The organism is Streptomyces sp. B1866, from assembly GCF_031932565.1.
Classification (GTDB): Bacteria; Actinomycetota; Actinomycetes; order Streptomycetales; family Streptomycetaceae; genus Streptomyces.
On the sequence record NZ_JAVSCF010000209.1, the window covers coordinates 1 to 11,690 of the forward strand.

Here is an 11,690-nt window from a genome sequence, read left to right on the forward strand (position 1 = left end):
CTCCGGGCGCCTCCCTGTACTCAGCGTAGCGGCACCGGCCGTGCGACCCGCTGCGCGGCGGACCCCAGCGGTGGGAAGGCCGCCCGGCCGGGGCCAGGTACCCGGAGCGTTAGCGGTCCCGCCCCCGGGGTCCCTCAACCCCCGCCGCAGGGTCGATTCGATGCCTTCCCGGCCGGGGCCCGCTAACGGCTAACGTCCAGTTCAACGGCCGCCTGAGGCGCTAGCAGGGCCGCTAACGCTAGCGGGCCCGGTTGCTAACGTTAGCGGCCCCCGGCCGTCCCCGCTGGGCCGTCTGTGGGCCGTCCGAGGACAGCCAACGACGACCAATGACGACCAACAACGACGGCCCGACCGCAGGTCACAGGCCGTTCACTNCAGGACGTACGACGGCAGGGGGGAGGGTGCCGGGTGGCACCCTCCCCCCAGGCCGTGAACGGCGAGCGGACGGCTCGGCGGTCAGGCGGTCGGCGGTCGGCCGGTCAGTCGGCGGTCAGCCGGTGACGGCCGGCCGGTCGGCTCGTGGAACCGGTCAGCAGCCGCCGCCGCACTGGCAGCTGCCGCCCGACTGGCAGCCGCAGCCGCAGCCGGAACCGCATCCGCAGGCGCCGAGCACCGGCAGGGTCTTCAGCGTCGTCAGCGGGCGGTCCGCGGTGGCGGGCCGCTCGGGGGCAGGGGTCGGCTGGACGAGGTGGGCGGAGTGTGCCATGTGTCGCCTCCGTAGAGCTTCGTCGTGCGGGCCCGGGGCGCCGGGGCCCGCCCCCATTGCAGGAGCGCACGAGAGGGCGCGTCAACGGCGCGACGGCGCACGCCTACGCATCATGACGGCGGTGTGACCCTGTGGCAGGTTGGTGGGATATGCACCCTGTGCGCGCCTGCGCACGCCTGTGCCGTTCCGCGCGCATCCATGCCTGCCCGTTCGCGCCCCTATGCGCCTGTACGCGCCCGTACGCGCTCCTGCGAGCCCGTCGCGCCCGTACGCGCCCGTACCGCGGCCCGTACGTCCCGAGCGGTCCCCGGGCCGCCCGCCCGCCTCACTCGGCGTCGGGCTCGGTGCTCCCCGAGAGGTCCGACGGCACGAACTCGTGCGCGTGCTCGCCGGTCACCAGGAACACCACGCGCCGGGCCACCGACACCGCGTGGTCGGCGAACCGCTCGTAGTAGCGGCCCAGCAGCGTCACGTCCACGGCTGTCTCTATGCCGTGCTTCCAGCGGTCGTCCATCAGGTGCTGGAACAGCGCCCGGTGCAGCTGGTCGATCGCGTCGTCGTCCTGCTCCAGCTGGAGCGCCAGGTCGACGTCCTTGGTGAGCAGCACCTCGCCGGTCTTGGCCATCAGGCGCTGTGCGAGTTGGCCCATTTCCAGAATGGTGGCGTGCAGGTCGCGCGGCACCGGCGAGTCGGGGAAGCGGAGCCGGGCCAGCTTGGCGACGTGCTGCGCGAGGTCGCCGGAGCGCTCCAGGTCGGCGCTCATCCGCAGGCTGGTGACGACGATCCGCAGGTCGGTGGCGACCGGCTGCTGCCGGGCCAGCAGGGCTATCGCCCGGGCCTCCAGGTCCCGGTGCAGGTCGTCCACCTTCTCGTCGGCGGCGATGACGGACTCGGCGAGCTTGAGGTCCGCGTCGAGTATGGCGGTGGTGGCCCGGCCGATGGCCGAGCCGACGAGCCGGGCCATGTCGACCAGGCTCTCCCCGATCGAGTCCAGTTCCTCGTGGTAGGCGTCCCTCATACTGACCTTCCTCACTGCCGCGCTGCTGCGCTCCTGCTGACGTACGGCTGGGTGCTGCTGGCTGGTGACGCTACTGGCTTCCGCGGTGTCGCGCGGCCCCGGGGCGGTTGGAGCCCCGGGCAGCGGACGGCGGAGCCCTTACGCTCCGCCCGCAACGCGTCGCGCTCCGGCCACCGAAGTGAAGCGGCCCTGACCTGCGGGTGAACTCTCGGAAACGTCTGTTCGAGTGAACGCCGGAACGTCTGTGGAGCACTCCGCGCCGCCGCCTAACCTTGTCGCATGAACGTGGACGCGGCCATCGCCGCACTGGCGGCGGCAGTCGGTCTGTGCACCGGCGTCATCGCCATGCTGGCGTTCCGCTGGAGCGAGCGCGAGCAGGCGAAGCCTACGCGCTCCTCCCTGCACACCGACGCCGTGCTGCCGCCCGGTGTCGACACCGTGCTGTCCGTGCTCCGCTCGTCCGCGGTCGTCCTGGACGAGGCCGACACCGTGGTCAAGGCCAGCTCCGCCGCGTACGCCCTCGGGCTGGTGCGCGGCGGCAAGCTCGCCGTGGAGCCCATGCTGGAGATGGCCCGCGACACCCGGCGCGACGGCGAGATACGGCAGACCGAGCTGGACCTGCCCCGGCGCGGCAGCGGCCGGGCCGACGCGCTGGCGGTGTCCGCCCGCGTCGCCCCGCTCGGCTCACGGCTGATCCTGCTGCTGGTGGAGGACCTGACCGAGGCCCGGCGCACCGAGGCCGTGCGGCGGGACTTCGTCGCCAACGTCAGCCACGAGCTGAAGACGCCCGTGGGAGCGCTGTCACTGCTGTCCGAGGCCGTGATGGACGCCTCCGACGACCCGGAGGCCGTCACCCGCTTCGCCGGCCGCATGCAGGCCGAGGCCACCCGGCTCACCAGCCTGGTGCAGGAGATCATCGACCTGTCCCGGGTGCAGAACGACGACCCGCTGGAGGACGCCGAGACCGTGGGCGTGGAGGAGCTGGTCGCGGAGGCCGTCGACCGCTGCCGCCACCAGGCGGGTGCCAAGCAGATCACCATCGCTCCGGGCGGCACGGCCGGCCTGCGCCTGTGGGGCAACCGCGGCCAGCTCGCCGCGGCCCTGGGCAACCTGGTGGAGAACGCGGTCAACTACAGTCCGGCACGCACGCGCGTGGGCGTCTCCGCCCGCCGCGTCCCCGCGCCCGGCGGCGCGCTGATCGAGATCGCCGTGACCGACCAGGGCATCGGCATATCGGAGCGGGACCGCGAGCGGATCTTCGAGCGGTTCTACCGCGTCGACCCCGCGCGCTCGCGCCAGACCGGAGGGACCGGCCTCGGCCTGTCCATAGTCAAGCACGTGGTCGCCTCGCACGGCGGGGAGGTCACGGTGTGGAGCGCCGAGGGACAGGGCTCCACCTTCACCCTGCGGCTTCCGGAGGCCGGCGGGCGCCGGAACCGGGACCGCCCGTTGATCGAGCCGGACGACAGCCTTGAGGAAGCAGATGACGACCTGGGTAAAGAGGACCAGGACCGGCCGTACAAGACCAAGAGCTACGAACACTTCTCTGCCCCGGAGGTCCTTCCGTGACCCGAGTGCTGGTCGTTGAGGACGAGGAGTCCTTCAGTGACGCGCTGTCCTACATGCTCCGCAAGGAGGGATTCGAGGTCGCCGTGGCGGCGACGGGTCCCGAGGGCCTGGACGAGTTCGAGCGCAACGGCGCCGACCTCGTGCTCCTCGACCTGATGCTGCCGGGCCTGCCCGGCACGGAGGTCTGCCGGCAGCTGCGCGGCCGCTCGAACGTGCCGGTCATCATGGTGACCGCCAAGGACAGCGAGATCGACAAGGTCGTCGGCCTGGAAATAGGAGCCGACGACTACGTGACCAAGCCGTTCTCCTCCCGCGAGCTGGTCGCCCGCATCCGCGCCGTGCTGCGCCGCCGTGGCGAGCCGGAGGAGACCGCGCCCGCCGCCCTGGAGGCCGGCCCGGTGCGCATGGACGTGGACCGGCACGTGGTCACGGTCGGCGGGGGCAAGGTCGACCTGCCGCTGAAGGAATTCGACCTGCTGGAGATGCTGCTGCGCAACGCGGGCCGGGTGCTGACCCGCATGCAGCTGATAGACCGCGTCTGGGGCGCGGACTACGTGGGCGACACCAAGACGCTCGACGTGCACGTCAAGCGGCTGCGCGCCAAGATCGAGCCGGACCCGGGCGCGCCGCGCTACCTGGTGACGGTGCGGGGACTCGGGTACAAGTTCGAGCCGTGACAGGCGGCGCGCCGTGCGGGACCGCCACCGGGGGGCGTCCCGCCGCGGGCGCGCCGGGAGGTCGCTCGTACGGGTGACGGGCGGCAGGTGACGGGGGTGCGTGATGTCCGTTGGGGCGTGTGCCGGGGCGGAGGCGTGCCGGCCTGCTGCCCGTACGCGCGTGCGGCCGGGTACGCGCGGGGCAGGCGGGCCGTACGCGCGTGAGGCCGCGTACGGGCGTGTGAGGTGTACGGGTCAATGGCGCGCGTACGGGCGTGAGGGCCGCGTACGCGCCTACGCGACGCCGTACGCGTGAGGAGGGCGGCCCCGCGCCGGGGCCGCCCTCCTCACGCGTGTGCGCCCGCGCCGTGCGGACCCCCGTACGGCACCGGGCCGGGTCACTCGCCGGGCGAGTGCTCACCCGGGGCGATCGATTCCGAACCGCTCTCCGAGCCGCCGCCCTCGCCGCCGGACGGGGACGTGGACGGGCCGGCGGACGTGGACGCGGCCACCTCCGGGCCCCACTCGGCGAAATAGCCCTTGGCCGGGACCACGAAGGCCCGCAGCGCCACGTCACCGGTCGAGCTGAAGTCGAAGACGATCGGCTGGGCGTCGCCGTCCTTGGCGGCCTCGCGCCCGTCCTCGACGACCGCCGACGGGTTGCCCTCGCCGCCCAGGACGATGGAGCCGCCGGCCGGGACGACCACCGGGCCGGAGCCCTTGGCCGGGGAGAGGGTCACGTCGGCGTGGGTGCCCGGCAGCCGGATGGCGCGGAGGGTCTGGTCCCGGCGCCCGTTGTTGAAGAGCTTGCCGGTGACGACGGCGGGGCCCTTCGCCTTGAGGTCCGGCTGGGTCACCACGGTCACGTTCTGGATCTTGATGTCGCCGACGGAGACCGCGGCGTTGTCCGGCTTGATCTCCAGGGTCTGCGCGTCACTGCCCGCGCCGCAGGCGGAGAGCGGGGCGATCGTAAGCACGGTGACGGCTGCGGCGAGGGCGCCGCGTCGAAGGCTGCTGCTCACGGCTGCGGCATCTCCTTGGACGAGGTGACAGGGCGGTGCATGAGTTGGATCAGCGGGCTTAGGTTACCGATCCGTCTTCCGGCCATCGCACCCGACCCGCCCCCTGGCGGGACCGGCTCGGGGGACCGGCCCGGGGCGCGCGCGGGGGCGCCGCGGCACCCCGTGCGCCCCGCCGCACGCTCGCGCGGCATCTGGTGCCGCTCGCGGTGAATATCCGGCGGCCCGCCTGGCGATGATTATCGGTAAGGCGGTATGGCGGTAAGGCGGTGGGGCCGACGCGCGAATGCGCGGACGCTCCGGGAATTGATCACGAGAGCGGACGGCTCGGGATCGCCCTCCGGCGGCCGGACCCCGCCAACGTGATCAATTGGGGAATCGGGGGCGACTGGTGGCCGACACGGGCCGGAACGACTGGATCCGGCCGAACGGACGAACGGAAGTCTGCGTCCAGGACTCCGACAAAACGGGCGTACGGCACTTCGTGTTGACGAGTTCCGGCGTGTAACGTACGCGTTTCACCCTACCCGTGCAGCCGCTCCGACCTGCGAATACCCGCTTCCGGGGCGGTCTCCCAGCACGTCCCGGGCGGTGTTGTCAAGCCCTGAGATATGCCCTGACCTGCGGAAACGCCATTCAGAACGGGGCCTTCCCGTGTTACTCTGGATAGCCACGGAAGGGGTACCTGTCACATGACGTTCAAGGTTGGCGACACCGTGGTCTATCCCCATCACGGGGCCGCGCTGATCGAGGCCATCGAAACTCGCCAGATCAAAGGCGTGGACAAGACCTACTTGGTGCTGAAGGTCGCCCAGGGCGACCTCACGGTTCGCGTCCCGGCGGACAATGCGGAGTTCGTCGGGGTGCGCGATGTGGTCGGCCAGGACGGGCTGGACCGGGTCTTCGAGGTGCTGCGCGCGCCGTACGCGGAAGAGCCCACCAACTGGTCCCGTCGCTACAAGGCGAATCTCGAGAAGCTCGCCTCCGGTGACGTGATCAAGGTCGCCGAGGTCGTGCGCGACCTGTGGCGCCGCGAGCGCGAGCGCGGTCTGTCCGCCGGTGAGAAGCGCATGCTCGCCAAGGCGCGGCAGATCCTGGTGAGCGAGCTGGCCCTCGCCGAGAGCACCAACGAGGACAAGGCCGAGGCGCTGCTCGACGAGGTCCTCGCGTCCTGACGCACTTGCCGTGGTGCCCGAGTGACGGTAGCCGCGCGATGGGAACGAGCAGTCCGTCGCGCCTCGCCGTCATCCGGGCTCTGCGGCATCTGCGCGGGGTGCGCGAGGACGCGCCCGCGACACGCCCGGCCTGCGGCGGTTCGTCACCGGTCCGCGGCGGTCCTCTCGTAACCAGTCCGCGGCGCGGGCGGCGGGGAGAGCGGCGCTCGCGGCAGCGGCCGCCCGGTCCGCCGAGGGCGGTAGGCGTCCGCCCTGGTGGACAGCGGCTGCGGCCGTTCGGCGGTTCAGGCCTGGCGGTGGGCAGGCGAAGCCGCGGAGCCGGTTTGGCGCGCGCGAGCGCGCCCACGGTCGGCGCACGTATCGGCATGCCTGGTCAGCATGCGCGTCGGCGTGCACAGGCTCCGACATCCCGAGATCCGGCGACATCCGGAAAGCCCGAGAAGACCTCTGGGCTGGGAGACGTCAGGACTTCGGCGCTCCGCGCGGCTCTTGGGCGGACCCGCCTGGAGGGCCGCCGCACGTGCCGCGTACGGTAGATCCGGGCCGCCCACGGGCGGGCCGCCGCGGTCCGGTCCGCCAGGTCCGCAGGCACCGCCTCGTCGCGGTGCCCGGCAGCACTGGCCAAGGTGCCGGGCCTGGGCGGCTGGTGGCCCAGAATGTCGACCAGACGGCAACGGAAGGGGCTGGTCGGCGGGTCTCGCCCGGCACGCTTTTGGCCATACCCATTTCGGCCGAGGAAACAAACCTGAACGCCAACTCAATGTCCGTATCCGGGGATCCGGGCTCACCCGGCCGCCCCGCCCGCCCGCCGCGCACCGCCGCGGTCATCCCCGCGGCCGGCCGCGGCGTCCGCTTCGGACCGGGCGCGCCCAAGCAGCTCCGCGCGCTCGGCGGCACGCCCATGCTGGTGCACGCCGTGCGCGCCATGGCCGGCTCCCGCGCGGTGTCGCTCGTCGTCGTGGTGGCCCCGGCCGACGGGGTCGCGGAGGTCCGCCGCGTGCTGGACGAGCACCCGCTCAGCGGCAGAACCGAGGTGGCCGTCGTGCCCGGCGGCGACACCCGCCAGGAGTCGGTGCGGCTCGGCCTCGCCGCGCTGCCCGACGACGTGAGCATCGTGCTCGTGCACGACGCGGCCCGGCCGCTGGTGCCCGTCGACACCGTCGACGCGGTGATCGCCGCTGTCCGGGACGGCGCGCCCGCGGTGGTCCCGGCGCTGCCGGTCACCGACACCGTCAAGCAGGTCGAGCCCCGTACGGGCGACCGCGCGGGCGAGCCCGAGCCGGTCGTCGGCACCCCCGAGCGCGCCGTGCTGCGCGCCGTGCAGACCCCGCAGGGCTTCGACCGCGCCACGCTCGTGGCCGCGCACGAGAAGACCGGCGTGGACGGCGACGGCGCCACGGACGACGCCGGGATGGTCGAGCGGCTCGGCGGCGAGGTCGTGGTGGTGCCGGGCCACGAGGAGGCGTTCAAGGTCACCCGGCCGCTGGACATGGTGCTGGCCGAGGCGGTCCTGGCGCGCCGCAGGAGAGCCCATGGCTTCGCCTGAGCCGCCCGCCGCCCCCGCCGCCCCCGCCGCCCCCGCCGCCCCCGCCGCCCCCGCCGCCCCCGCCGCCCCCGCCGCCCCCGCCGCCCCCGCCGCCCCCGCCGCCTCCGCCGGCCCGGTCCCGCCTCCGCCCGGCCCGGCGGCGGCGCTGCCGCTGGTCGGCATCGGCACCGACGTGCACGCCTTCGAGGCGGGCCGCGAGCTGTGGTGCGCGGGCCTGCTCTGGGAGGGCGAGCCGTACGGCCTGGCGGGCCACTCCGACGGCGACGTGGCCGCGCACGCCGCGTGCGACGCGCTGTTCTCCGCCGCCGGGCTCGGTGACCTCGGCGCGCACTTCGGCACCGGCCGGCCCGAGTGGTCCGGCGCCTCCGGCGTGACCCTCCTCGCCGAGGCCGCCCGCATCGTACGGGCCGGCGGCTTCACGATCGGGAACGTGGCGGTCCAGGTGATCGGCGTCCGCCCGAAGATCGGCAAGCGGCGCGCGGAGGCGGTCGCGGCCCTGTCGGCGGCCGTCGGCGCGCCGGTGTCGGTGTCGGGTACGACCACGGACGGCCTGGGCCTGACCGGCCGGGCCGAGGGCCTGGCGGCGATCGCCACCGCGCTGGTGTTCCCCCGCGCGGGCGCGGCCTGAGCGCGCGCGTCCACGGCGCTGACCGTGCGGCCCGGCGCGTGACCGTACGTCCGGACCGGGCCGTGGGCCGCCCGGCGGCGCCCGGTTTGGTCCGTACGGGGGCGTTTTTCGGACGAAAGGCGGATCTGCGGCGCCCCTGGGTACGAGTGGGGCCGTACAGCCCCGACCGGAAGGACCGCGTCCCGTGTCCGTCACCCTCTCCGAAGACCTCAAGCGCCTCATCGACTCGCCGATCTTCGTCACGGTCGCGACGGTGCAGCCGGACGGCAGCCCGCAGCTCTCTCCCGTGTGGGTGACCCGGGACGGCGACGACCTGCTGTTTTCCACCACCATGGGCCGGCGCAAGCAGAAGAACATCGCGCGGGACCCGCGGGTCGGCGTCCTGGTGCAGCCCTTCGACGCCCCGTACACGTACGCCGAGGTGCGCGGCACCGCGAGCTACACCACCGAGGGCGGCCAGGAGCTGATCAACGAGCTGTCGCTCAAGTACACGGGCAAGCCGTACGCCGAGTTCAACCCGCAGGCCGGGCAGGACGCCGAGCGCATCGTCGTACGGATCACACCGGAGAAGCTCGTCTCCCGGATCTGACGGATCCGACGGCTCCACACCGGCCTGCGCCGTCCTGCACCGTCCTGCACCGTCCTGGTCCGGCCTGCCCGGACGCGCCCGGCCCCGACCGGTCGGCCGAAAGATCTGGCACAAACTGACAATGCCGTGATAAGCATCTGACAAGGAACGATTCTGAAACGATCGAAGCGACCCAGGACTGCGGCCGCGCGCGTAGCGTGTGTCACGCTTTCATGTCCTGCGGCCGGTTCGTCGCGGGGCAGTGCCGCCTTCCCACTACCCTTGACGCGTGACTATTCGCCTGTACGACACCCGCGCCCGGCAGATCCGTGACTTCGCCCCGCTCGTCCCGGGCTGTGTCTCGATCTACCTGTGTGGCGCGACCGTGCAGGCCGCACCGCACATCGGGCATATCAGGTCGGGCGTGAACTTCGACGTCATGCGCCGCTGGTTCGCCCACCGCGGCTACGAGGTCACGTTCGTCCGCAACGTCACGGACATCGACGACAAGATCATCGCCAAGTCGGCCGAGCAGGGCCGCCCCTGGTGGGCGATCGGCTACGCCAACGAGCGCGCCTTCAACGCCGCCTACGACGCGCTCGGCTGCCTGCCCCCCACCTACGAGCCCCGTGCCACCGGCCACGTCCCCGAGATGATCGAGCTCATGCGCGGCCTCATCGAGCGCGGCCACGCCTACGCCGCCGAGGGCAGCGTCTACTTCGACGTACGCTCGTTCCCCGACTACCTGGAGCTGTCCAACCAGGACCTCGACAGCCTCCGGCAGCCCGGCGGCGAGGGCGAGGCCGGCAAGCGCGACCCGCGCGACTTCGCGATGTGGAAGGCGGCCAAGCCCGGCGAGCCGAGCTGGGACACGCCGTGGGGGCGCGGCCGGCCCGGCTGGCACCTGGAGTGCTCGGCCATGGCCCACCGGTACCTGGGCCGCGCCTTCGACATCCACGGCGGCGGCGTCGACCTCGTCTTCCCGCACCACGAGAACGAGATCGCCCAGTCCAGGGCGTACGGCGACGACTTCGCCGCCTACTGGACCCACAACGCGTGGGTGACCATGAGCGGCGAGAAGATGAGCAAGTCGCTGGGCAACAGCGTGCTCGTCTCCGAGATGGTCAAGCGCTGGCGCCCGCTCGTGCTGCGCTACTACCTCGCCGGACCGCACTACCGCTCCACGATCGAGTACAGCGAGGAGGCGCTGCGCGAGGCAGAGTCCGCCTTCGCGCGCATCGAGGGCTTCGTCCAGCGCGTCACCGAGAAGACCGGCGAGGTCGTCGAGCCCGCGCCCGAGGTGCCGCCCGCCTTCCGCGAGGCGATGGATGACGACCTGGGCGTGCCGCAGGCGCTCGCCGTCGTGCACACCACCGTGCGGCAGGGCAACTCCGCCCTGACCGCAGACGACAAGGAGTCGGCGGTCGCCCGGCTGGCGGAGGTGCGGGCCATGCTCGGCGTGCTGGGCCTGGACCCGCTCGACGCGCACTGGGCCGGGGACGCCGACCGGGGCGAGGACCTGCACGGCGTGGTCGACACGCTCGTACGCCTCGTCCTGGACCAGCGGCAGGCCGCGCGGGCCCGCAAGGACTACGCGACGGCGGACGCCATCCGCGACCAGTTGCAGCAGTCGGGCCTGGTGGTGGAGGACACGCCGTCCGGCCCCCGCTGGGAGCTGGGCTCGCGCTGAGCGGCGGCGCACCGGCCGCGATGGCGGTCTTCGGCAGTTTCGTACGGTAGGGAAGGCGGACGCGCGCGGGACACCGCCCGCCCGCGGGCCGCGAGCGAAGGACGGGTGAACCATGGCCGGCAACAGCCAGCGCAGGAACCGCCGCACCAGCAACAAGAAGGGCGCGACGGTCGGCAGCGGCGGCAACCGGCGCCGGTCCCTGGAGGGCAAGGGTCCCACCCCGCCCGCCGAGATGCGCAAGGGCCACGCCAAGCAGCGCATCGCCCAGGCGCGCGTCCGGCAGGCGGCCCGCCGTCCGGCCGCCCGGCGCGGCGGCCAGGGCCCGGCCGAGATGGTCGTCGGCCGCAACCCGGTGCTGGAGGCGCTGCGCGAGGGCGTACCGGCCACGCGGCTGTACGTGCAGCAGTTCATCGACAACGACGACCGGGTGCGCGAGGCGCTGAAGCTCGCCGCCGAACGGAACGGCGTCCACCTCATGGAGGCGCCCCGGCCCGAGCTGGACCGGATGACGGGCGGCCTGAACCACCAGGGCCTGGTGCTCCAGATCCCGCCGTACGAGTACGCCCACCCCGAGGACCTGACCGACGCGGCGGCCGACGCGGACGAGGACCCGCTGATCGTCGCCCTCGACGGCGTCACCGACCCGCGCAACCTCGGCGCGGTGGTCCGGTCGGTGGCCGCCTTCGGCGGGCACGGCGTGGTGGTCCCGGAGCGGCGCGCCGCGGGCATGACGGCGGGCGCGTGGAAGACGTCGGCGGGCACGGCGGCGCGCACCCCGGTCGCGCGCGCCACCAACCTGACGCGCGCGCTGGAGGCGTACCGCAAGGAGGGCCTGCTGGTCGTCGGCCTCGCGGCGGACGGCGAGGTGGAGCTGGGGGACACCGACGTGCTCGACGGCCCGGTGGTGATCGTCGTGGGCAGCGAGGGGAAGGGCCTGTCCCGGCTGGTCGGCGAGACGTGCGACGTGCGGGTGCGGATTCCGATGCCGGGCGGGGCGGAGTCGCTGAACGCGGGCGTGGCGGCGGGCGTGGTGCTGTACGAGGCGGCGCGGCGGCGGGGCTGAGGCCGGCGCGGGCCTGACGCGGGCGCGGCCCGGCGCGCGGGCTCGGCGCGCG

General features: G+C 73.4%; 11 protein-coding genes. 8 read left to right on the forward strand and 3 right to left on the reverse strand.

The annotated features are described in order from the left end of the window. Positions 1-529: 529 nt before the first annotated feature. On the reverse strand, positions 530-706 hold the full coding sequence (locus tag RKE29_RS22790; RefSeq protein WP_312007435.1) for a hypothetical protein: 177 nt from the start codon (positions 704-706) through the stop codon (positions 530-532). 325 nt (positions 707-1,031) lie between these two features. Next, entirely contained in the window at positions 1,032-1,724 is a 693-nt protein-coding gene (gene phoU / locus RKE29_RS22795) for a phosphate signaling complex protein PhoU (RefSeq protein WP_312007436.1), read from the reverse strand. 279 nt (positions 1,725-2,003) lie between these two features. Here phoU and RKE29_RS22800 point away from each other — a divergent pair, with 279 nt between their 5' ends. Both RKE29_RS22800 and RKE29_RS22805 read left to right on the forward strand, forming a co-directional pair. Next, entirely contained in the window at positions 2,004-3,293 is a 1,290-nt protein-coding gene (locus RKE29_RS22800; RefSeq protein WP_312007437.1) for an ATP-binding protein, read from the forward strand. Further along, complete coding sequence (locus RKE29_RS22805) at positions 3,290-3,970, forward strand: response regulator transcription factor (protein WP_312007438.1); 681 nt, start codon at positions 3,290-3,292, stop codon at positions 3,968-3,970. Before RKE29_RS22800 ends, RKE29_RS22805 begins: the two co-directional genes overlap by 4 nt. A 377-nt stretch (positions 3,971-4,347) precedes the next feature. Here RKE29_RS22805 and RKE29_RS22810 read toward each other — a convergent pair whose 3' ends face one another. Beyond that, complete coding sequence (locus RKE29_RS22810; protein ID WP_312007440.1) at positions 4,348-4,971, reverse strand: DUF461 domain-containing protein; 624 nt, start codon at positions 4,969-4,971, stop codon at positions 4,348-4,350. A 689-nt stretch (positions 4,972-5,660) separates the two neighbouring features. Here RKE29_RS22810 and RKE29_RS22815 point away from each other — a divergent pair. The 6 genes from RKE29_RS22815 (at position 5,661) to rlmB (ending at position 11,638) form a co-directional block, all read left to right on the forward strand. Continuing rightward, on the forward strand, positions 5,661-6,143 hold the full coding sequence (locus RKE29_RS22815; RefSeq protein WP_009716930.1) for a CarD family transcriptional regulator: 483 nt from the start codon (positions 5,661-5,663) through the stop codon (positions 6,141-6,143). A 760-nt stretch (positions 6,144-6,903) separates the two neighbouring features. Beyond that, positions 6,904-7,689 carry a 2-C-methyl-D-erythritol 4-phosphate cytidylyltransferase gene (gene ispD / locus RKE29_RS22820; protein WP_312007442.1) on the forward strand — a complete coding sequence of 262 codons (786 nt, stop codon included), beginning with the start codon at positions 6,904-6,906 and terminating at the stop codon, positions 7,687-7,689. 145 nt (positions 7,690-7,834) lie between these two features. Continuing rightward, entirely contained in the window at positions 7,835-8,317 is a 483-nt protein-coding gene (ispF, locus tag RKE29_RS22825) for a 2-C-methyl-D-erythritol 2,4-cyclodiphosphate synthase (protein WP_312007446.1), read from the forward strand. Positions 8,318-8,501: 184 nt separating this feature from the next. Continuing rightward, entirely contained in the window at positions 8,502-8,906 is a 405-nt protein-coding gene (locus tag RKE29_RS22830; protein WP_312007443.1) for a PPOX class F420-dependent oxidoreductase, read from the forward strand. 268 nt (positions 8,907-9,174) lie between these two features. Then, complete coding sequence (gene cysS / locus RKE29_RS22835; RefSeq protein WP_312007444.1) at positions 9,175-10,575, forward strand: cysteine--tRNA ligase; 1,401 nt, start codon at positions 9,175-9,177, stop codon at positions 10,573-10,575. A 112-nt stretch (positions 10,576-10,687) separates the two neighbouring features. Continuing rightward, positions 10,688-11,638, forward strand: a complete 951-nt coding sequence (rlmB, locus tag RKE29_RS22840) for a 23S rRNA (guanosine(2251)-2'-O)-methyltransferase RlmB (RefSeq protein ID WP_312007445.1) — start codon at positions 10,688-10,690, stop codon at positions 11,636-11,638. Positions 11,639-11,690: the final 52 nt, after the last annotated feature.